This is a genomic window from Flavonifractor sp. An306, from assembly GCF_002159455.1.
Lineage (GTDB): Bacteria > Bacillota > Clostridia > Oscillospirales > Oscillospiraceae > Flavonifractor.
In genome coordinates this window covers 1-21507 of the sequence record NZ_NFIQ01000049.1, presented here as the reverse complement: position 1 = coordinate 21507, position 21507 = coordinate 1, and the positions used below count along the sequence as shown (strand labels likewise).

The following is a 21507-nucleotide window of genomic DNA, read 5'->3' as shown; positions in this document are numbered from 1 at the left end:
TCACGCTTTTGGAAAAAGTCAAGCGCCATTTCCCCACAACCCCCATACAATGGGGAGAAAGGAGGCGTCAGTCATGCCAAAAAATTGCTGTCACAACCGGGAGCAGCTGCTGCAACGGGCCCGCCGGGCCGCGGAGGAGCTGCTGGAGCGGCAGGAGGAGCTGGAGCCATCCCAGGAGGAGATGGCCATGAAGCGGTACATACATCCCATTCCCTGCTGCTGTCCCCCCTGCCCGCCGGGGTGCGAGACGGATCTGGACGGGGTGCTGGAGGCGCTGGCCCGGCAGAATCAGCTGCTGCTGGACATTCTGGGGGCGGTAAACGCCCTGAGCGCGGCGGTGCTCAGCATCCAGTCCCGCATGTGAAAAAAGCCCGCGGCTGCCGCGGGCTTTTTTCTGACAATATTCTGAATCTGAGAAACTTTCTCTTGTCACAGGCCGTCTAATTGGGTATACTGGAGACTAGTTGTTGACATAACAAAGCGATTTTGCACACAAGAAGAGAAAGGGGCGCCCCCCATGGCCCAGAGAGGGAGAACAAGCAAAAGCACCGGCAGCCGGGTCGCCGGCTCTGCCCGAAAACCCACCCGGAAGAAAAAGCGGGCCCGCTCCCCCCTGGGACGGCTGGCCCGGATCCTCTACTGCATGCTGGTGGCGCTGTCCGCAGTGATCGTGGTCACCTACGCCGGGGTACGCATTGCCGCCCGGCCGCCGGAGGTGGCCGACCACACGCCGGCCTCCAACGACGGAGACAGCACGGCAGGGGCCACCGGCTCTCCCGCCGCCTCGGTGGACCCCGGACCCCAGCGGAAGGAACAGACCTACACCTTCCTGCTGGTGGCCAGCGACCAGGTCAGCGGCAACACCGACACCATGATGGTCCTCACCTACGACACGGTAAACCAGACCGCCGGACTGGTCTCCCTCCCCCGTGACACCATGATCGACGGGGTGAAGGACTCTGACGGCAGCCACTTCTACAAGCTCAACGGCACCTACGCCTACAACGGCATCGAGGGGCTGAAGAAGGAGGTCTCCCAGATCCTGGGCATTCCCATTGACTTTTATGTAAAGGTGAATACCCGGGGCTTTGTGAAGCTGGTGGACGCCATCGGCGGCGTGGACTTCAACGTGCCGGTGAATATGAACTATGAGGACCCCACCCAGGACCTGTATATCCACTTCAACAAGGGCATGCAGTGGCTGTCCGGCTCCGACGCGCTGAAGGTGGCCCGCTGCCGGCAGAACTCCTATTACGACAAGGCCGCCGGCAAGTGGAAAACCTATGACGCCTACTCCAACGCTGACATCGGCCGCACCGAGACCCAGCGCAGCCTGCTTACCGCGGTGCTGAAAAAGGCCCTGTCCCAGCCCCAGAAGCTGCCCACCTACTACGACATTTTCCTGGAGAACGTCCAGACCGACCTGAGCGCCAACGATCTGCTGTACTTTGCGGAGAAGGCCCTGTACTTTGACTTCTCCAGCGGCCTCACCACCTCGGTGCTGCCGGGCGACGGCACCGTGACCTACCACGGCTGGACCTACTGCTATGAGCTCTATCCCGACCAGCTGCTGGAGCTGATCAACACCCAGGGCATCAACCCCTACACCACCGACATCACCGCCGACATGCTCACCCTCGCCCAAAAGAGCTGACACGGAAAAAGGCCCGCCGCGGACAGGAGTCCCATCAGAAGGACAACAAAACCGATTTAGTGTATCGTCAGCATAGGATGCACCTGTAAATTTTGCAGGTGCATCCTATTTTCTTAGATTTCGTTCAATCATACCAACAACCTGCATATAGATACTGGTTGCGATTTCAATCCACGCTCCCCGCGAGGGGAGCGACGATGTCGGATGGAACTTCCTTGTCTGGCTCAGGAGATTTCAATCCACGCTCCCCGCGAGGGGAGCGACTTGCCCGCCGGGCGAGAGCTGCACGGTGCGGGAGATTTCAATCCACGCTCCCCGCGAGGGGAGCGACTCTGCGCCATGATACCCTCGTCATTGGCATACTGGGCCAAGCAGTCGGCGCAATCCCGGTCGAAGGTGGAGGCCTGGCCCTCCACAAAGTTGATGATGGGATGGGAGGGTTTCTCAGCCACCGGTTTTTCCTCTGGAACCTGCTCCTCGAACTTCTCCGTCCGAAACCCGCTGTAATAGTTCCGAACGCGGGAGCCGTCTCCCAGGCTGAACCGCTCCTCGTAGCTCCGGAAGTAGTTCTTCAGCTCCTCCTTAAATATCATGCGGGAAACCGGGTAGGGCACCTTGGCGTCATCGCAGTAGGTCTTATACATCTCCCAGGCCGACTTCAGCGACACCCCGTCCTCCTTCTTGAACACATGATAGGAATCCACCACGAAGTTGTAGAAATCATTGGAGGCCCCCATCATGGAGATAGGAATATAATCGTCGTAGTAGTCCGGGTCCTCCAGATACACCTCCTGGCAGTGATAGGCAATGCCGCCCAGTTCAAAGGGGATCTGCTTGGTCAGCGTCCGGTACTCCGCCGGGGGCACCTTGTCTCCCGTGGGGGTCACATCGATCAACCGCCGGATGATGCCCGACTTGGCGTCCGTGATCTTCACAGGCTTGTTGGTGCCCATGATCAGAAATGCCTTAAACCGGTTGGAATAAGGCGGCTCCATGTTCAACCAAGAGCATGTTGAGCTCGTCGATTTGTGCGTTCGTCATACGCTTCATATAAAACACCTCCATAAAACCCATTGTAAATCTTGCGAAAGGAGATATTCAATGAAGAAACATGTGAATCCTACCAAGCATCTGCACGAAGTCTATACCGTGCAGGGCGGGGTAAAAGAGTACAACAAAAATCAGCGAGCATGGGGCGCGCTACTATTTGCAGGAAGTGTTTTACTGCTGCATATGGTGGGTGGCCATATCGTTGACAAGATTGAACATCGAGAAATCAAAGCCTTGAAAAAGAGGGATGACCTATGCTGACTCAATGCCCAGAGTGCGAGCTGCCGGTGAGTGACAAAGCAAATGCCTGTCCTCATTGTGGATACCCACTAAAGCCCTCTGAAAAGCAAAAAAGACCTCGCAAATCCAATAAGCGACGGCGATTGCCGAACGGCTTTGGTCAGATCAGCGAGATCAAAAATCGTAATTTAAGAAACCCGTTTCGGGCGATGGTCACCGTGGGGAAGACCCCGGAAGGAAAACCCATCTGCAAGCCTCTCAAACCGGAGTCCTACTTCGCCACCTATAATGATGCCTACGCTGCCCTGGTGGAATATAACAAGAACCCCTACGATCTGGAGCCGTCCATCACCATGCAGGAGCTCTACGATAAATGGCTCCCGGAATATGAGAAGACGGTGAAGAGCACCAAATCGGCCACCTCGGCCTGGGCCTACTGTTCCGGCGTCTATAAGATGCGGGTCATGGACATCCGGGCCCGCCATGTGAAGGGCTGCATGGAGGAGGGCGTTGCCATCATCCGCGGCAAAGAGCAGCATCCCAGTGCCACCATGAAGAACCAAATTAAATCCCTGTTCAACATGATGCTGGACTACGCTTTGGAATACGAATTGGTAGACCGGAACTACTCCCGTACCTTCAATCTCACCGAGGAGACGGTCAAAGAAATCCAGTCGGTGAAAAAGGAGCACATCGCCTTCATCGATGAAGAGATGGACTTGCTTTGGGAAAATATCAGCAGTAAGCAGGGTATCGACATTATGCTCATTCAATGCTACTCTGGTTGGCGCCCTCAGGAGCTTGGTTTACTGGAACTGAAAGATGTGGACTTGGAGAATTGGACCTTTCGGGGCGGTATAAAGACCGATGCCGGAGAAAACCGTGTCGTCCCGATCCACTCCCGCATCCAAGACCTGGTGCTCCGAAAATATCAGGAGGCGGAGGCCCTTGGAAGTCCCTATCTGCTCAACTGGACAGACCCCAATAACCGCAACAAGAAAAACATCAAATTGACCTACGCCCGGTATCAGAAAGCCTTCGAGCGTATTCGGGACGACCTGAAGTTGAACCCCAATCACCGTCCGCACGACGGCCGTACCCACTTTGTCACCATGGCTAAGCGCTACGGAGTGGACGAGTACGCCATCAAATATATGGTGGGGCACAAAATTTCTGACATCACAGAGAAGGTCTACACCCGCCGAGAGTTCGCCTGGCTCCGGGAGGAAATCGAAAAAATCTCATAAGGAAGGAACTGGTATGAGCGAAAAGAAACGTTCTCAAAACCGAACCTCGGTTCAGAGTAGTAAATATGAAACTCTGCCTCCTATGGAGAGAATTGGTAAAAGCGCGCTGGATGCCCTTGCAAATGAAACGATGCTTTGGATTGAAGAACAAGTAAAAGTAGGCGTTCCATTTGCGCTAAACATGCTGAAGGAAGGACTTAAAGAAGCCGTAAAAGCGCTTTCTGAAAAATCCGAGCCCGTTTCAGATGGCATACTCAACATTAGGGAGGCAACATATTGGGATGGTCTGGAGCATGGTGAAAAAAGAAAAGAAATTGCCATGATTGCCGGAATGACCCAAATCGGCCTTGAAAAAGAACAGATCGAGCAGGTGCTGGAAATTGCCGCGCATGCCTGGGACCCAATATCAGAGGATAAAGAAGAGAGGGGCCGTTAATTCGGCTCCTCCTTCGTCGTTATTAGGGAAATAAACTCATCCAATCTTTTCTGTCCGCCGTACTCAAGAAGTCTATACCTGAGAAGTTTGACCAGGGTCCAAGATCCAATGTAAGCGCCGCCAATGACGCCAATCAGAATTCCGCCAACCCCGCACACTGTGGTTTTCTTCATGCTATCAGCCTCCTAAAATTTCTGAGTCTTCCGTAAAAGAGGCTGTGGAATTTGCGATTATGATGCCTATACTTGTGTACGTCATCCCATTCCAAAGGAGAGAAGGTGTTGTAGAAGGAACACTATTAAGCCAGAAAAGGGATGCTTGTCCCCGAACCCGAAGTGATTGAACTCGCCTGACAACACACAACCGCCCTTGACTGTTCACAGCAGCCGAGGGCGGTTCCTTTCTGGCTTAATACTATTCCTACACACACTCCTATACTTTGGCAGCCTCCCCATAGTGTAGGAATACCAGTATAGAAATAATAGAGAAATAATATATGAATTATCTACACTCACCCGCTTTTAACCGCCCTTAACCGTCCTCAAAACCATTGATATAACAGCAGTTAAGCGCACATAAAAGCGGGTAATTGTGTAATAAGTTTCTATTAAATATCTTTATCGAGGTAAAACGAATTTTTTACAGGTAATTTCTGATATCTGGTATCAATTATTCCAGGCAAAGAACCCATCCATTTCCGGCCGGTTCTCTACGCAAGCATAGCACAAATGTACATTTTGCGCGCTTGCAGGGGAAACCCCTGTCCCCAATGCCGCCTGCGGGCGGAACCTTTTGACAATGTTGCCGAAAAGTTTTCGGAAGATTTTCCACGCAAGATCGGGTTTGACAAAATTGTCAAACCCGATCTCATTTGAACATTTGGCAATTCCGGTAGCAGTCCATTGCGCTGAAAATCGGGTTCGGCAACCTTGCCGGACCCGATTTTCACCTGCATCAGGGTGTCGTTTTTTCAATAAACTGTCTACATTATTGGGTACATTATACTCCGTACAAGGGTGTCCATGTTAGCACCCTGGAGGTCAAGAAATCCAGGGCAGGGTGCATCATGAGACCCCCATTTTTCTTTTTTAATGCGGACACAGACTGTCCGCATTATCTGTTAGGATGGGTGCGAGAACCGGGGATGGTCCTGGAGCCGTCTCCCGAGAGGAGGAGACGAAAGCGGCCATCGCCTTTGCGGATGAGGCTGGCCGCGACATCAACGCCGTGGCCAGGGCATTCAACAGCGGCTGCGGTACCGCCCAGCAGTTGGGCTTTTCCGTCCAGCGGCTGGCCCAGGTGGTGGAGCAATTCCGGCAGGTGAGAAAGCTGGGATACCCCTATGCGGTATAAACACGATCCACGCCCGAATACCCAGGCAGAAGATAGATCCGCATCCCGCCGTGAACCATATCTACTCCAACATCCGGCAGATCGCCCGCTGCCCAAGGGCCAGAGAACTCGCCCCGGAGCAGATCGCGCAGCTGGAGTTTCTGGCGGACAAGCTCTGCGAGGAGTGCTTTCTTCTCTCCACCCAGCAATAGCCCCCTGTAAGGCCACTGGATGCCCCGTGTGGCCGCGCATCTCCCCCAGGAGGGGTAGGTAGGCCACTAGGGAGAAACTGGGCGCTTTCAGCCGAATCGTCAGGAGCGTCACTTTTATGTCACAGGAGCAGAAAATCGCCTTTGACAATAGTGTCAAAGGCGATCCGCGGGAGGAGCGGAATATACCACAGAGCCGGGAGACCGCTTTTGATGAAATCACCAAAAGCGCTGCCCAGGAAGGTTTGGCAAGGTTGCCGAACCTTTCCGACCAGAGATGGAGGAAAGGAAAATGTCAGAAGAAGCGAAAGATGATGTTCGACAGGTAACCGTGGAACGCCTTCAGCGCTCCCATGGGCGGCTCATCCAGGTGGTGTCCGTGTTCCCGGTTCAGGGCAGCGCCACCCCGGAGGACAAGTTGAAAGCCCTCATCGACCTGGACGCGCAGCAGGGAAAGCTGTGTGCCTAAAGGACTGGACATTGTCCAGGCTTTGGGGTATTGTGTAGGCGCGATGCGCTGAATCGGTTTGACGAGAAAAAAGGAGGGCTGTATGAAACAGTCAAACCAGAATGAGATCACTGCCCTGTACTGCCGTCTTAGCCAGGATGACGGGGCGGACGGAGAGTCCAACAGCATCCAGAACCAGCGGAATATCCTGGAGCGGTACGCACGGGAGCACCGCTTCCCCAACCCCCGCTTTTATGTGGATGATGGCTATTCCGGGGGCAGCTTTGCTGAGGTTAGATAGCGATACTTTTTACATCAACCATGTTACGGCGGTCATGGTTGACAACTTGCGTCGGCTCCTGCTCGGTATCAACCTGTCCGACAAAGCTATAATGGATTTCGATTTTCCGGGTGTTGGTTTCCCGGTCTAATTCATGTATCAAAATACGGTCGATAAACTCATGGACGTTTTCATAGGTCAATTCCTGTATGTCGCTGTATTTCCCGACAATCTGAATAAACCTTGATATATCCCTTTTTCGCTCGGTAACGGTTGCGATCTGCTGTTGTAACTCGTCTATCCTTGCGGCAAGGGATTTCTTTTCGTCCTCATAGCCGGAAGTTAGAAACACAAACCGTTCATCTGTCAGTCTGCCTAATGCGTTGTCCTCATACAGCTTGCGGAAAAGCGTGTCAAGTTCGGTCATACGCGCCTGTGCTTTGAAAAGTTCCTTTTGCTGCTGCGCTAATGCCTTTCTCGCTTCCATGTCGCCGTACTCGGTAGCTTTACAGATAAAGTCCTGTTCGTGTTCCTTAACATACCGCAAAACCCGCCGCATATCTTCCAGCACTAAATCAAGAAGTACGTTTTTGCGGATATAATGAGAGGTACACTCGCTGCCTGTCCTTGCCCTGTTGCGCCATGCGCCGCAAGAATAGGAAAACTTGCGCGGCTCGATATTTACGCCCTGTTGGTAATACATCTTATGTCTGCAACCAGCGCAAAACAGCAAGCCGGAAAAAATATCAATCTCCGCTGCTTTTGTCGGGCGGTGGCGGGTAGCAATCCGCTTTTGCGCAAGTTCAAAGGTTTCCTCGTCAACAAGCGGCTCATGGGTGTTTGGGAAGAAATAGCGTTGTTCTTCTTCGTTCTTCCGGGTCTTTTTCGACTTGTAGGATACCTTGTGAGTTTTCGCGGTTATGGTATGCCCTAAATATTCCTGCCTTGCTAATATGTCATAGAGCGTTTTGTCCGGCCAAGTATAGGGGGCGATCATTGCCCGCTGATACCGCGCCTGTCCTGTACGCTGATAGCGCAACGCTCCAATCGTCAAGACTTTGTTTTCCGCAAGCCATTTTTGGATTTCGCACATACGCACGCCGCTAACAAACATAGCGAAAACCTGTTTGACAATCGGCGCGGTTTCCGGGTCGGGTATAAGGTGGTGGCGGTTGTTCGGGTCTGGGATATAGCCGTATGGATATTCCCCGTTGACGCGCTCGCCTTTTTGCGCCTGTGCCTGTTTAACTGCGCGGATTTTCTTGCTTGTGTCGCGGGCGTAAAACTCGTTAAACCAGTTCCGCAAGGGGGTAAACTCGTTATCCTCCCGCGCTGTGTCAACTCCGTCGTTGATCGCGATATAGCGTACTCCGTTTTCGGGAAATACAATCTCTATGAGTTCGCCCGTTTTCAGATAGTTTCTGCCAAGACGGGAAAGGTCTTTGGTAATGACCGTCGCCACTCGTCCGGCTTCCACTTCCTGCAACATCGCTTGCAGCCCCTCGCGCTCAAAACTCACGCCGGAAAATCCGTCGTCCACAAAAAACTTTGTGTTCAAAAAATGGTGTTCGTCCGCATAGCGTTGAAGTATCATTTTTTGGTGCTGTATGCTTCCGCTTTCTCCGGCTTGCATATCCTCTTGACTTAAACGGCAGTAAAGGGCGGTGATTTTATTCGACTGTAACATTAGTCCTCCTTTCCGACAGCCGAATAAACAGGTATAATGTGTTGCTATCATTATACCATATCCCGCCGCCTAATGCACTACTCGGACGCTAAAAATCCCGGATTTCCGGGCTTTTTCTGCAAATCCTTTACAATGAGTTTCTCAATCTTTTTATGGATTGTATCGGTTGCCTTTTCACTCGGCAACGCTTGAACAAGATAGGTGATTTTCCCTATTTTGCGTTCGGTTGTAATTGTCTGTTTTTTATCCATTAGAAAAACCTCCTTTTCCTGTATGGATAAACTATATTCGTCAAAAGGCAAAAACGGGCGGTTGTTAGCTGCAACCTCACGGGAGTTTCACCCCGGCCCATGCTTATGGGTGCGCCGCGCAATACTTTGAGGGTGTTCAACGCGGGAGTATCATTGTGCCGCCTTGTATGTCGTCGCCCACAAGCTGCTAAACCTGTTTTACGGCGCGGTAGTTCTCGCTCGGCTTTTCCCCTATGGGGAAAAGCTGTCATGGCGTACCCGCCGACTGGCTCGGTACAGACGGAATGTACCCGTTTGCCTGTTATGCTGCGCACCAAAGGCCGCTTTCTTTGTCAAAGAACAATAGGCTTTGTCGGCCTGCAAAAGCACATCAACAGCGGATATGCTTTTGCGGAACGACAAATAGCCCATAACGGGAAGCGTGGAAAGGGGACACGCTCCCCGCATGGGCTAAAAGATTATCCTACATGAAAAGCAAGGGTGCGGGTAATAAGGCGCACTTGCAGCCTGTTACGCATTTCCTCGTCCACATAGGAATAGGTATTGCCCGCGTCGTCTTTCAGCGTGCGGGTACAAAGTTTCGCTATGTAACCCTCGTAGTGCTTCAAGATCGCGCACATGGCGGTTGTGTCGCCGTTTGCCGCTGCGGAAATGACAGGGAACGGCAACAGATTTTCAGACTTCCTAACGGTATTCATCATCTGCTTTTCCCTCCAAATACTGTTTGATTTTCGCAAGCGCGGATTTCCTGTGCCGGAAAACCGTCGTGCGTACAACATTCAGCAGTTCGCCAATTTCCGCGTCGCTCATATCCAAGAAGTAGGACAAAAGGATAATGTCGCGTTTCCTTTCGGGCAAAGCGTTAAGGGCTTCGGCAAGCAGTTCATTTTTGACGAGTACATCAAAGCCGGACACTTGAAAACGGAAATAATCGCTTTCGTATTCGTCCGTTGTGAAAAGCTGCGCGAGTTCGCTTTCGCTCAAATCCGAAAAAGTAACTTCGCGTGCTGCGCGTTTCGCAAGAGTGCGGCGGTGGCTTTTCGCTTCGCCGACCAAAGTTTTCTTTGCTAATGCGTCGTACTGATGTTGTATTCTTTCCTTGTCGGAAGAAGATAGCTCCATAGAGTTCACCTCCTTCCCGCGTGGAGTAGAGGACGGGAGTTAAGGGCTTGTCCTCTCTGCCCCTTTCGCTCCGTACCCGTTCGGGAGATGGCTCTTGAGTGCGCTTTTCAGAAAAAAGTTGAAAAAAGCAAAATGCGCCCGTCCGCAAGACGCGGACGGGCGCAAAGGAAATGTAAGCAGTAGCTAAATGTATTGACAGTTCACATTCATAGCCGGAATATCCCGCTTGCGGAGCATAGCTTTTTTTGACCGCAAAGCATTAGGCGGGTTACAGTAAATAAAAATGGACACGGCGATACCTCCCCGATACCGCCGTATCCTTAAAAAAGGGCGACTTTAATACACTACCCGCAATCCATTCTATAATAGGGAACAGCGGCTTTTGCGCAATATTAAATAAAAAAGCCGATAACACATAGGTTTTTTGACCTAATGTTAGGGTCGGGAGAAATTAACCATATTGGGCCGGGAGAAAAAAGCCAATATCGGCCGGACGAAAATCGCCAATCCAGGGTAGCCAGCCCCCCGGCAGTATTGTTTACCCGGCCTGTTGTGGGTCAGCCGGTGAGCCGGTAGAAGTACGCAGTGCAACCGTCTCCAGCTTCCTTCCCCGGAAGCTTTCCCCCTTAATGGTAAAGACCACAGCATCGTCAAAGATGCGGTCCAGGGCGCACAGGAGAGCATCGTTCTCACAGAAGTTCTCCTTCCACTGAGTAGGATCACGGTTGCTGGTAAAGACCATGTTGGAGAAGCCCTCCTTCTGGTAGCGGCGGTCCACCATGTCAAAGAACAGCCTGGTATTCTCCTTGTCAAACTCACAGTGTCCCACCTCGTCAATAATCAGGCAGGAAGGCCGGACAAGGTAGGCCAGGAGGTTGCTCTCCCGGCCGGTCCGGCGGGCGGAAGTCATGCGGTCACGTAGCTCCGTCATCTTAATGAAGTAGCTCTTAAATCCGTGCTCACAGCAGGTGCGTCCAAAAGCCTGGGCCAGATGGGTCTTGCCTGTGCCGGGCCGTCCAATAAAGGCAAGGTTCTTGTGCGCATAGAGAGCAGACAGCGTGGAAAGGCTGCGTAGCCGGTCTACATTCTTTCCAGTGATTCGGTTGAAATCAAAGTTGTCAAAGGTCTTGGGAACCTTCATCGGGAGACGGCTGGTGCGGAGCAGGAACTCCACCGTGGACCGTTCTCTCTTCTCCAGGAGATAGTCAAACACCTTTGCCACAGCGAGGACTTCCACATCGGTCATGTTGTGCTGCTGCACCAGTGTTGCAAATTCCTGGGTGGAGAAACCATATTTCGTCAGTTCCCGAGTAGCACTGGCTACCACTTCAAACAGAGAGTCAGTCATCCTCGTCATCCTCCCTGGTGAAGTTGAACTTCTCAAATGAAAGGTCGGAGGAGGGCTGCGGGAGCTGCCTAATCACTGTTTTCACTGGCATGGAAGGAAACTCCTCCGGCTGGTCTGGGAACGCATACTGGTTAGCACAAAAGCTGTCCTGGTAATCCCAGGTCACTTCGTGGGTGGTGAGCAGGCAGGTCATATCTGCGGAGTAGATATAAAGGCAGGAGCCACTTCGCATCACACGGGCAGTTTTACCCCTGTAAGTGTAAGGAACACCAAATCGCCGCCCTTCGTAGTTCACAAAGCCGTCAAAAGAGATCCGTCGCTCAGGGCAAAAGTACAGCAGTAATTCAGGGCTGTCATCCAGTTTCGTAGCTACGGTGCCACACCGTTCCCTGTGGATATCCTGCGGAATACCCAATCCCCGGTGGAAGGTAGTGTTCTGTTCGTCACACCAGTCCAGGGCAGAAAGGTTTAGGTCTGTCACATTCCAAAAGGTTCGCCCGGCTAGGAAGTTGTCCTTCACAAAACGGATCAGGCGCTCCACTTTGCCCTTTGTAAAGGGGTGGCGGGGTTTGCATAGTTTCGTCTGGAAACCCACAGTCCGCATGAACTGCTCATAGTCCTTTTGCCAAAGGGGATTCCCCTCCTGGTCCCGCCGGATGACCACGCTTTTCATGTTGTCCGTGAGGATATACTGAGGGACGCCCATGTACCGGAACCCGTGGAGCATACCAATAAACAGGTTTTCCTGCTTGGCGTTGGGGAAAAACTCTACGTACTGCTCACCGCAGTGGTGGCAGACCATAGCGCCGCATATTGTTCAAGCCCCTATGGATGGCAACCGTGACTTTGCTGCTGTGTACGCCCTCCCTGCGGGAGATCTCGGTCTGTGTGATGCCGGAAATATAGTAGGCGTACACGCGGCGGGCCTGCGTCGGGGTGGCACGGGAAAGGGCCTTTGGTAAGGCAGCCAACAGCCGAAGATATGCCGCGCTATCTTCCTGCTCCATCAGAATGTCCTCCGGTGATCTGGCGTGTTCCAGCGCATAGTTCTCCATCCAGCTATAAGCGTCCAGAGAGTACCAGGCGCGGTGGTTGATTTTCCGGCGCTCGTAGTTGTTCATCTCCCGCTGAGCCTGCCGCATGGCCTCCCATACCTCGTCGCTGACCTCTACGAATTCGTCGTGCCGGTAGTGGGGATAAATCCACCGCAGATTGATTGTTTTCATAGGCTTACCTCCTGAAAATGGGAGAGGCGGGCAGCTTGTCCGCTGTCCGCCTCTCGCTGGGATAAGGGAAACAATCCCTTTCACTTGGTAGCCCGAAAAGGGGTCATTCGTTAGGGTGGTTTGCAAAAAAATTCAGGAACTTTTTCCGAACCGCAAGAATGCTCTCATAGACGGATACTTTGGAGCAGCCACACATTGTCCCGATCTCCGCAAGAGTCAGTCCGTCCAGTGCATAGAGCAGAAACCGGTGGCGCTGAGCCTCGGTGCAGGTGTCCAGGACGGCCAGTAGCTCGCCCAGCGTTTCCATGCGGCAAAGGTATTCTTCCGGCGTTTCGCCGTAGATACCCACACCCTCGGTGGCAACTATGTATTCGTCAAACTCCCGACCATTCCAATGCCGCCGCTGTTCGTGCAGCAGGTTTTCCATCTTGTGGTCGGCTCGGTCAAGAAATTCATAGACTTCCAGCGTGACCTCCACGGTCACAGCTTGTCCGTTGTAATGGATGGTGACTTCCATTTGCCTTTCCTCCGTTCAGATTTTTGTGAGAAAATCTGAACGGAGCGGCGGGGAACGACACCGGGGCTGACATAGAAAAACGCCCGGACAGCATGAAGCTATTCGGGCGTGAGAAATACAATATTCAACTACATTATGACAATTTTCGCACTGACTGTCAGACGGGGGCTGTTCAGTTACTAGGCTTTTTTTGATGGCGACACAAACATCTGCGTTTGTCGGCTGTTAAGTAAGCACATGGCGGCTCCTTCCATGAGCCGCCAATCATAGCATTACTTCTTAAAAGACAAAGCAAACGACGGCCTTGAAATGGTACTTTCAAAACCGTCGTTCATTTTGTAATGATCTAAGTTAGAGCGCAACAGACTTTGACTGCCGAACCAACGGTTTTTTTATATACCGTCTCGTTGGCAGCTTGGCACTCTCTACGCATAGACATCTATGTTTTCCGCAATCTGATGCTTTTGTGGAAGATTAAATTAGTTAACTTCTGTGAAAATAAAGAGTCCTTGGTTGTCTGTTGGGATAAATCGGAAGCAAGGATGCCGCCGTGACAAGTAAAATCAAAATGTAGACTTTGGGAATGTTACATTTTCTATGTATTACTCGGAGTATGGGATAAACGAAATCTGGTAGCCGGAATTCTGCTCCCGCCGCACCTGATAAATGCCGGGTGACTGTACTTCCTTTGCGCTTTTCTCATAAGTATCCATCCTGGGCCTTGCGGCAGAAGAAGCTGTGGAGACCTCCTGTGTCTTTTTTACCTGGGACAGCATCTCTGCCTGCGGCACATCATTTTTTGCAGCTTGGATTTCTTCCGATACCTTTTCCAATTCCACTTGCAGTTTTTCCTGTTGCTCCACAGTAGAGACACCACTGTCGGTGCCTGTGGACTTCATGAGCAACAGGGTATTTTGAAGCTGCTGCTGCTTTGTTTGCAGCTCTGCCGCCTTATCGGCAGGGCTGTTTTTACCTAGGAGCGTGTGGCCTTGTTTCGTGCTGGTCATTGTAGTCAATGGGTTGATATACCCTGGCCGTACCTGTAATGACATATAATCCCCCCTTATGCTGTGATTGATTTGCCATTTCCAATGCAAAACCTTCCTCAAAGTCTACATAAACGATATCGGAACTTTTTTTAAAACGGATAGCGGAATCACGTGAACGGTCGCTTTCCTTTCGTAGACGGTATTACTTTCAGCCTGCTTTTTGCAAAGAACAGAGTAGCACACTGATTCGAAACGTTCCGTCTGTATTTTCGATTTCTGTGATTCCCTGATACTTTCTGGAAATGGCTTCAATGTTTTGCAGACCAATGCCCTTCTGAATGGGGCTACTTATGTCAGCAGAATTGGTGGATTCGATAACCAAAAAATTTGCTCTTACTTTTGTTGTGATGCTTAGAAATCGTTTGGCTTTCTCTACCTGCATACACGCTGTGATTGCATTATCCAGAATATTAGAAAAGACAACGCATAAATCCAGATCCTCTGCATGAAAACTGAAGGGAATCCGTACTTTGCAATCCACATGAATTTCACAGTACCGAGCATGGCCCAACTTTTCTTTGAGAAGAGTATCCAAAATCAGATTACCCGTAGAAACGGGGATCGTGATTGAGCTGCAACCGGCTTGTAGGTTTGTAGCATACTGTTCTGCTGCCCCATACTTTGCTTCCCGTATCAGGCCGGATAAGACCAGTAGATGGTTTTTTATGTCATGCTGAAAGGCAGCATATTGCGCATTACGTGTTTTCGCTTCTTCCATATAAGTTTGCTGTGCGGACAGCTGGCTTGTCAACAATGCCACTGCGGTTTCTTGCTCCGCCAGCCGGGTCACCTTACAAACAATCTCAATCATGATAAAAAATACAACGGCTGCGCCGGACAACAGGAAGAGTGCCGTGAAACTGCTACCCCTCTGAAACGAGGATAAGTATTGCGCAAACGTCGGGCTGTCTAGCCGCAGCCCATACCGAATGCTCAACACCATCAACGCACTAGGCAGTAACAGCGCATACAGGTAGGGAGAAATGGATTTTTGTAGCGAAAATGCAGCTCTCTTTTGTATCCATATCAGCAAAAGCAAAAACAGAATATCCAAAGACAGAGAAAAAGCAATTTGCACCCATGTTCCATCGAAAGATAGGTTAAAGTGGGAAGCGGCGTATGCGGTCAGCACAGCTGTAAACCCTTCCGTAAAGGTGCGTAATGTAAATAGAATTGCCATCGGTGCAAGCAGATTTGCCCATCTGATTTTGATAAAAACAATGGCATAGACCATCCACAAAGGTATCTCCAGCCAAAAGGTACCTGGAATCTGCCAGCGGGTGATGACTGCTGTAAGAACGATTGTGATTGTTAATAAGATAGGGATATGTTTTTTCCCATCCGCCTGGGTTATGGAGAGGAAAAAATCAATGGAAAAATATGAAAGAATCCCATTTGATACAATCCACCAAAGATACAATATGACCGTCAAGGTTATTCCCACCTCCTGCACGATTCCAAAAGCCGCATGGTGAATTCCTGTTGTTTTCTACGAGAAATGAAAACCTTGCTGCCCCCAACCATCACGGCTACCCCCGGTTCCTTATCCACAACATAGTCAAGATTTACAAGATAGCTTCTATGACAACGGAAAAAGTGGTTGTCTAGTTCCGGTTCTAAAGAATCCAAAGTACCAGAATAGCTATACTGATCGGACAAAGTATGAATGATAGTCTGATGGTTAAATACTTCACAATAAATAATATCTTTAATTCTTACTTTGGACACAATGGCTTTCTTAGTGAGTATAATCGCCTTTCCATTGTCAGCAACAGCCCGATTCCATGCTTTATCCAAAGCAGAAAAAAGTTTGGGCTGGTTGATGGGTTTCTCAAGATACTGTATTGCATCCACATCGAAGGCTTGGAATACATATTCCGGATATGCAGTGATAAAGATGACTTGACTACTGCACCCCGCCTCCCGGAGCCTTTTCATCGTGTCCATTCCGTTTTTTCCAGAAAGTTTAATATCCATCAAGATAATATCTGGGGTACCGCCGGAGTATAAAAATTCCTCTCCACTGGAATACATCAAAATTGTGGCATAAAAATGTTTCTGCTTGAGATATTGTTGTACGATATCATTTAAGTGAGTAGCGAAATGGATTTCGTCCTCACAGATTACAATGTTCATGTTTCAGTTTCCTCCTATGAGTGCTATTTCATATTTTACCATACTATACAGCGGCTTGCCATTGCCCTTCAACGGATATATAACATCGTTCATCAAGTGCCATAAATTCGTAATAAAATATTTTCTAAGTAAGGCTGGCTTCTTGTTTAATTATAAAACACTTGTGTGTGGCTCTTGCTTGGGTAACCGGCTAACAGTAGTAAAAATGCCTTTTTCCATGTCCTCGGCCCGGATAGCAGCTTTTGCGGCCTCCATTGTCGCCTTGCGCTTGGTGTTGTACCGTTCTTCCCATTCCTTCTGTTTGCCGTTTGCTTTGCGGCGCAAGTAGTTCTGGTGAAGCCTGTCCTTGCGTGCCTCCTTCTTCCGAAGTTCTTCCTGTTCCTCTAGGGTCAGAGGAAGCGGCTGCAAAGCTGGCGGGATGTAGCGACCCACGAAATTGAAGTAAATTTCAATCTCCTGCGTGGTGTCCTGGCTGCCTTTGCGGGCGCGTTCATGGACAAGGATTTTCTCCACAAACTCGTTGAGCATGGTGTTTGTCAGTGTGTCGAAATTCTCGTACTTGTCAATCAGGGCAATAAACTTCTCTGCGGATTTTCGGCTCTGCTCGTAGCCGGTAACAGCCGTTTCCAGTTCCATGATTTCCGCATTGAGTGCGTCCTGCTCCTTGCCATACTGCGCGTCCAGGGCCTCATACCGGGCGTCCGGTAGCTTGCCCAGGGCGTTGTCCTCGTAGATTTTGCAAATGAGCCTTTCCAGTTCCCCGGTCCGCTTTTGGGCAGCGACCAACCGTTTCCGCTTCTTTGATACATCGGCGCTCCGCTGCGCAGCCTGCGTTTCCTGTACTGCCCGGACAAACTCTGCCCGATCATTCTTGGAATACTCAGCGATAGCCCGGAGCGTATCAGAAACCAATGTCAGAATGGCACTCTCATTGATACGGTGCTGTGTGGGGCAGAGCGTCCCACATGGGACTTTTGAATAGTTGGAACAGGTATATTGAGAAATACGCTTGCCGTTGTTGGTACGGTGGACGTACATCTTGCCCCCACAGTCTGCACAGTAGAGCAAGCCGGTCAGGGGAGCTGCTTCGCCCCATCCGTTCGGATAACGCCTCACATTACTGCGGATTTTCTGCACCAGATCAAAGGTCTGCTGGTCGATAATGGCTTCGTGGGTGTTCTCAAAGATTGTCCACTCGTCCTCAGAAACATAGTGGCTTTTCTTATCCTTGAAGTGCTTGCGGGTCTTGAAATTGACGGTGTGGCCCAAGTACTCCCGTTTCTTCAGAATGCTCACGATGGTGGAGGAACCCCACCCATACAGGTCTTTCACTGGCTTGGAACGGTTTACGCCTTCGTTGAAGCGCGCAAGGTGTACAGCGGGGATTTCGATTCGGTCTGCGGATAATTTCCCGGCAATCTGATAGGGGCCATAGCCCGCCAGTGTGAGTGAAAAGATCCGGCGTACCACTTCGGCAGCTTCCTCGTCTACGAGCCAATGCTCCCGTGTTTCATCCCATAAGTAACCGTAAATCACAGTGCCAGTTAGGTGCTTGCCGCTCATACCTTTGGACTTGAACACGGAGCGGATTTTCCGACTGGTGTCGCGGGCATAAAATTCGTTCATGATGTTGCGGAAGGGAGTAAAATCATCATCGCCTTTCAGACTATCCACACCATCGTTAATGGCAATCAGCCGGACGCCGCGCTGCCGCAAAATCTCCATGACCTGACCGACTTTCAGATAGTCACGCCCCAGGCGGCTCATGTCCTTAATAACAATGGCCTCCACTCGTCCAGCCTCAACTTCCTCCATCATGGCAAGAAAGCCAGGTCGGTCAAAGCGGGTGCCTGAAACCCCGTCATCAGTGAAATGCCGGGGATTGGGCAAGTTATTCCGGCGGGCAAACTCCTCTAACATCTGCTTTTGATGGCTTATGGAGTTACTCTCACCCTGTAACTCATCATCGCGGCTCAGACGCTCGTATAGAGGGGTGATTTTTTCGTTTCTCATAGCTGTACCTCCTGAAATGAAAATGCTCTAAGTGACTGCTTCACTAACCATGACAAAACCATGATTAAGAAGTCACTTAGAGCATACATCTCCCGCCGCCAATTTGTATTTTTTATATTGCTTCACCGCGAAATGGTCGGGGCTGCGTTCTTCTAAATCGGCAAAGAGCAGATCAACGGGGCTTTGGTATTCCTCGTCGTCCTCGCGTGCTTCGCTTGCATTGATAAGTTCAAGCAGCGTTGTAAAGTTCATTTCCTCGGCGGGGGCTTCATACCAAATGTAGCCGATCAACGCGCAATATAATAATCTCTCGGCTTTCACCCAAAAATCTTCCGCGCTTTTTTCTCCCTCGCCTTTGGTATTGACAATAAGGGTATTGACAACCTTTAACACGTCCTTTTCGCTGCGGATATAGACAAAGGGGTTATAGTGCATACTTTTCCGAAAGTTTATCGTGTTCAGTACCTTAATGCGGTAGCCTGCCCGTTGCAGCAGCTTTCCGCACTCGATTAGGACGGTGCCTTTCGGGTCGGTCAAGACGTAGGAAGAATGAAGCTGCATTAAATTAGGCTTTACGAAAAACCTTGTCTTGCCGCTGCCGCTGCCGCCGATCACCACGACGTTTTTATTTCTCGCGTATTTCGGCTGCTTCGGGCGGCTGTTCATGGTAAGGCGTTCGGTCTGCGTCAAAATGATGTTGTTCTGAAAATCCGGGTCGATGTAGGGCTTTATATCTTCGGCGTTGCCCCAACGTGCGCTGCCGTATTCTGCGCCCTTGCGGTATTTCTTTGCGTTTTTCCCTTTGACATAGACAATCAGACGGATAACCACCGCGCCGACAATGCCGATAAGCAAATCCAACGGGTGAACGCTCGGCAAGGCATTTGAAAACGCTTCGGAAAATCCCTGTGTGATATTGAGTATCTTTTCGGAAATATCCGCGCCGGGGGCAAGCCGCACCGCCTGTCCCACCTTATCAAAGAGATAGACAAAGAACACATAGGGGATATTCGGGATTATCAACTTTTTGTAGTTCATCTGCTTCATATCTCGCGCCCCCTGTCTATTTTCTTTACCTTGTCGCGGGCGGCGTTAAGCTGCTTCGCCTTGTCCTTTGCTGCGGCAAGGGCTTTGCGGATAGAGGGCTTTTTATCCCTGTTCAGCTTCTTTGCGGAAAACTCTTGAAACGCTGCGGTCATAACGTCCGCGTCCCTGCCTTTGAAAAACACAAGGTAACGGGTCTGTTCGCCCTTAACCTTTTTCAGCGAAAAATCTATGTTGTACTTCTTCGCGGTACTCTCAAAGGCTTTGATATTGCTGTCGGTGATCTCGATGTTGGAAACACCCGCATTTTGCTTCATAAGCTGCCGCATGGTCTGTTTCCCATGCGGGGCTTTGCTTTTCTGCTCCAAAAACTTCTTGATTGCTTTCTGCAACGCCTGTTCGGTAAGCCTTGCCGCGCCTTTTCCCACATTGACGGATAGGGCAATCGTTTTTTGGGTTACTTCCTCCTGCAAGGTATCAACTCCTTTCCCGGTAAACTGCGGCTATGCTCATTTGCTGCCGTAAAAGTCGTGATTGACAAGGGCGGTATAGTAGCTGTCAATGGTACTCGGTGCGTTGAACAGCACCGCTTTTAGATACTGCTTGATGTTGCGGATTTTGGTTGTGTTCTCCCTCATGCAGTCCAAAACAAACTCAACGTGGCTGCTATTCAGCTTCATAAACTTTGATTTGACAAGTTCGGCGGGGTAGTCGTCCCCGGCAATACGGATTGTCTTTCGCGCTGTGCAGACGGTTTCCAGCATGAGGTCAACAATCTCATTTAGGCGGTCTTTGTCCATTTTGGGGTCTTGAATGAGAATGTCATACTCGATATTGTCCTTGATAATCTCCCTGTAAATCTCTACTGCGCTATTGCTTTTCGCTTCCGTTCTTTTCCTTTCCGGCGGCGAAGCCGCTTCGCCCTGCTCAAAGGGCAAGGGATTTAGGGAATGGAATGGAAAGGAATGGGTACTTGATAAATCAGTAATTGATTTTTCTTTACTTGATATATCTTTATTTAATTGCGTTGGATTTTCCAACGTAGGTTTTTCCTGCGTAGGTTTTTCCAACGTTGGATTTTCCAATGTTGGATTTTCCAACGCAGGTAAATCCAATATAGGCGGCTGTCCGACGCTGGTAGCTGCTTCCGGCTCTCGCGGCTGCGGCTGCTCGTATATGACGTAATCCGCGCCCCGCAAGCGTCCCTTTTCGTCGCGTTCCCGGCTGCGCACGATATATCCGGCTTTTTCGAGTTCCTTTACCGCTTCGCGGATTGCGTCGATCTTCTCCCGGTTGATATGGGATAAGCCCGCAAGGGTATAATCCCAATCCTCCGGCAAGGACAGCATTTGCGAAAGCAAGCCTTTTGCTTTTAAGGACAATTCCTTGTTTCGCAAGTGGTGGTTGCTCATAACGGTATATCCCGTATTTCGCTCCACTCTGAAAACTGCCATTTTTCCTCACTTCCTCTCTTGGTCTGCGTGGACAATTAGAAAGCCGTTTTCGGCTGTTTTGGTATTGCAATATGCCCTTTGCCGTTTTCGCGTCTGCAAAGCCGCATGACACAAGGGCTTTTGCCCGTCTATTTGTCCATGCTGGCGGGCGTTTTCCGCGTCCTTTTGCCGGGGCAATAGGGACACTCTTTGAAAACGCAAAACTCATATTTCCACCCGGGGCGGTAGAAACGGCAAGTGCCGCAATCTTCATCATCTCCGGCACAACCGGATTGATAGCGGTCAAATCCCGGCTTCTGCTGCATGAGCAGTTCAAATGCCCGCTGCTTGCCTTTTATGAAATACATTCCGGCTGTACCTCCTTTCCTGCGGGCATAAAAAAACGGCGTTACTTTCTCCCCAAAAGGGGTTAAGGTAACGCCGCTTGTGTGCGTATTCAGTTTTTAACACATTCCCTGTCTATCCGCTGTCCGCAAAACCATTGATTTTATTAGCTTTTTGCCGCTATCGCTATCACACCTCATTATTCAACCGCCCCGGCTTTCAGCAGATGATGACGGATATGGAAAACGGGAAGATCCGCACCATCATCACCAAGGACCTGTCCCGGCTGGGACGCAACCAGCTCCACACGGGGCTGTACATCGAGGAACGCTTCCCCATGTTCGGCGTCCGCTACATCGCCATCAACGACAATGTAGACACCGACCGGAGCGAGAGCACGGAGCTGATGCCATTCAAAAATCTTTTTAACGAGTGGTTTA

Annotated in this window: 24 protein-coding genes and 4 pseudogenes; 10 read left to right on the top strand and 18 right to left on the bottom strand. The window is 50.6% G+C overall.

Features of this window, described 5'->3' with window-relative positions; genetic code table 11:
- Positions 1–73: 73 nt before the first annotated feature.
- A complete protein-coding gene (locus tag B5F88_RS12725) occupies positions 74–364 on the top strand; it encodes a hypothetical protein (RefSeq protein WP_087346673.1) in 291 nt (96 codons plus the stop codon).
- A gap of 153 nt (positions 365–517) precedes the next feature.
- Positions 518–1654, top strand: coding sequence for an LCP family protein (locus tag B5F88_RS12720; RefSeq protein WP_242959781.1), 1137 nt, complete (start codon positions 518–520; stop codon positions 1652–1654).
- Between the two features lie 224 nt (positions 1655–1878).
- On the opposite strand, the gene B5F88_RS12715 is transcribed toward B5F88_RS12720, so the two are convergent.
- On the bottom strand, positions 1879–2607 hold the full coding sequence (locus B5F88_RS12715; RefSeq protein WP_343286468.1) for a hypothetical protein: 729 nt from the start codon (positions 2605–2607) through the stop codon (positions 1879–1881).
- A 148-nt stretch (positions 2608–2755) separates the two neighbouring features.
- Here B5F88_RS12715 and B5F88_RS12710 point away from each other — a divergent pair, with 148 nt between their 5' ends.
- From B5F88_RS12710 to B5F88_RS12700, 3 genes are all read left to right on the top strand, one after another.
- Positions 2756–2965, top strand: coding sequence for a hypothetical protein (locus tag B5F88_RS12710; RefSeq protein ID WP_087346670.1), 210 nt, complete (start codon positions 2756–2758; stop codon positions 2963–2965).
- A 188-nt stretch (positions 2966–3153) separates the two neighbouring features.
- Positions 3154–4191 (top strand): site-specific integrase, encoded by a 1038-nt coding sequence (locus B5F88_RS12705; protein WP_343286469.1) that lies wholly within the window; start codon positions 3154–3156, stop codon positions 4189–4191.
- A gap of 13 nt (positions 4192–4204) precedes the next feature.
- Complete coding sequence (locus B5F88_RS12700; RefSeq protein WP_087346664.1) at positions 4205–4627, top strand: hypothetical protein; 423 nt, start codon at positions 4205–4207, stop codon at positions 4625–4627.
- On the opposite strand, the gene B5F88_RS20705 is transcribed toward B5F88_RS12700, so the two are convergent.
- On the bottom strand, positions 4624–4800 hold the full coding sequence (locus tag B5F88_RS20705; protein WP_162612187.1) for a hypothetical protein: 177 nt from the start codon (positions 4798–4800) through the stop codon (positions 4624–4626). The genes B5F88_RS12700 and B5F88_RS20705 overlap by 4 nt on opposite strands.
- A 952-nt stretch (positions 4801–5752) precedes the next feature.
- Here B5F88_RS20705 and B5F88_RS12695 point away from each other — a divergent pair.
- The 4 genes and pseudogenes from B5F88_RS12695 to B5F88_RS12685 all read left to right on the top strand — a co-directional run.
- Positions 5753–5980, top strand: coding sequence for a hypothetical protein (locus B5F88_RS12695; RefSeq protein WP_087346662.1), 228 nt, complete (start codon positions 5753–5755; stop codon positions 5978–5980).
- Between the two features lie 50 nt (positions 5981–6030).
- Entirely contained in the window at positions 6031–6171 is a 141-nt protein-coding gene (locus B5F88_RS20700) for a hypothetical protein (protein WP_162612186.1), read from the top strand.
- Between the two features lie 289 nt (positions 6172–6460).
- Complete coding sequence (locus B5F88_RS20695; RefSeq protein WP_162609455.1) at positions 6461–6637, top strand: hypothetical protein; 177 nt, start codon at positions 6461–6463, stop codon at positions 6635–6637.
- A gap of 82 nt (positions 6638–6719) precedes the next feature.
- Positions 6720–6902: pseudogene (locus B5F88_RS12685) on the top strand (recombinase family protein); the annotation flags it as partial.
- Between the two features lie 7 nt (positions 6903–6909).
- Here B5F88_RS12685 and B5F88_RS12680 read toward each other — a convergent pair.
- The 16 genes and pseudogenes from B5F88_RS12680 to B5F88_RS12600 all read right to left on the bottom strand — a co-directional run.
- A complete protein-coding gene (locus B5F88_RS12680; RefSeq protein WP_002604471.1) occupies positions 6910–8583 on the bottom strand; it encodes a recombinase family protein in 1674 nt (557 codons plus the stop codon).
- Between the two features lie 77 nt (positions 8584–8660).
- A complete protein-coding gene (locus B5F88_RS12675) occupies positions 8661–8834 on the bottom strand; it encodes a transposon-encoded TnpW family protein (RefSeq protein WP_002604472.1) in 174 nt (57 codons plus the stop codon).
- 458 nt (positions 8835–9292) lie between these two features.
- The gene (locus B5F88_RS12665; protein ID WP_002604473.1) at positions 9293–9535 is read right to left on the bottom strand and encodes a helix-turn-helix domain-containing protein; all 243 of its coding nucleotides are present in this window, start codon (positions 9533–9535) and stop codon (positions 9293–9295) included.
- The gene (locus B5F88_RS12660; protein ID WP_002604474.1) at positions 9519–9956 is read right to left on the bottom strand and encodes a sigma-70 family RNA polymerase sigma factor; all 438 of its coding nucleotides are present in this window, start codon (positions 9954–9956) and stop codon (positions 9519–9521) included. Before B5F88_RS12660 ends, B5F88_RS12665 begins: the two co-directional genes overlap by 17 nt.
- A 538-nt stretch (positions 9957–10494) precedes the next feature.
- Positions 10495–11304: an ATP-binding protein gene (locus tag B5F88_RS12655; protein ID WP_204246235.1), complete on the bottom strand. Its 810-nt coding sequence runs from the start codon at positions 11302–11304 to the stop codon at positions 10495–10497.
- Positions 11297–12106 (bottom strand): DDE-type integrase/transposase/recombinase, encoded by an 810-nt coding sequence (locus B5F88_RS12650; protein WP_087346656.1) that lies wholly within the window; start codon positions 12104–12106, stop codon positions 11297–11299. The genes B5F88_RS12655 and B5F88_RS12650 overlap by 8 nt, the downstream gene beginning before the upstream one ends.
- Positions 12084–12530, bottom strand: coding sequence for an RNA polymerase subunit sigma-24 (locus B5F88_RS12645; RefSeq protein WP_087346653.1), 447 nt, complete (start codon positions 12528–12530; stop codon positions 12084–12086). The genes B5F88_RS12650 and B5F88_RS12645 overlap by 23 nt, the downstream gene beginning before the upstream one ends.
- 103 nt (positions 12531–12633) lie before the next feature.
- A complete protein-coding gene (locus tag B5F88_RS12640) occupies positions 12634–13047 on the bottom strand; it encodes a sigma-70 family RNA polymerase sigma factor (RefSeq protein ID WP_087346650.1) in 414 nt (137 codons plus the stop codon).
- 602 nt (positions 13048–13649) lie between these two features.
- Positions 13650–14099 carry a hypothetical protein gene (locus tag B5F88_RS12635; RefSeq protein ID WP_087346647.1) on the bottom strand — a complete coding sequence of 150 codons (450 nt, stop codon included), beginning with the start codon at positions 14097–14099 and terminating at the stop codon, positions 13650–13652.
- Between the two features lie 145 nt (positions 14100–14244).
- Positions 14245–15528, bottom strand: coding sequence for an ATP-binding protein (locus B5F88_RS12630; RefSeq protein ID WP_087346644.1), 1284 nt, complete (start codon positions 15526–15528; stop codon positions 14245–14247).
- A gap of 2 nt (positions 15529–15530) precedes the next feature.
- On the bottom strand, positions 15531–16232 hold the full coding sequence (locus B5F88_RS12625; protein ID WP_087346641.1) for a LytTR family DNA-binding domain-containing protein: 702 nt from the start codon (positions 16230–16232) through the stop codon (positions 15531–15533).
- A 150-nt stretch (positions 16233–16382) separates the two neighbouring features.
- Positions 16383–18245, bottom strand: coding sequence for a recombinase family protein (locus B5F88_RS12620; protein WP_087346639.1), 1863 nt, complete (start codon positions 18243–18245; stop codon positions 16383–16385).
- Positions 18246–18335: 90 nt separating this feature from the next.
- Positions 18336–19292, bottom strand: a pseudogene (locus tag B5F88_RS12615) (type IV secretory system conjugative DNA transfer family protein); the annotation flags it as partial.
- Positions 19289–19762, bottom strand: a complete 474-nt coding sequence (locus tag B5F88_RS12610) for a PcfB family protein (protein WP_006775667.1) — start codon at positions 19760–19762, stop codon at positions 19289–19291. The pseudogene B5F88_RS12615 and the gene B5F88_RS12610, both read right to left, overlap by 4 nt.
- Before the next feature lie 36 nt (positions 19763–19798).
- Positions 19799–20743, bottom strand: coding sequence for a DUF6017 domain-containing protein (locus tag B5F88_RS12605; RefSeq protein WP_087346634.1), 945 nt, complete (start codon positions 20741–20743; stop codon positions 19799–19801).
- 158 nt (positions 20744–20901) lie between these two features.
- Positions 20902–21090 (bottom strand): annotated as a pseudogene (locus B5F88_RS12600) (hypothetical protein); the annotation flags it as partial.
- Between the two features lie 215 nt (positions 21091–21305).
- Between B5F88_RS12600 and B5F88_RS21460 the strand changes: the two are divergent.
- A pseudogene (locus tag B5F88_RS21460) lies at positions 21306–21507 on the top strand (recombinase); the annotation flags it as partial.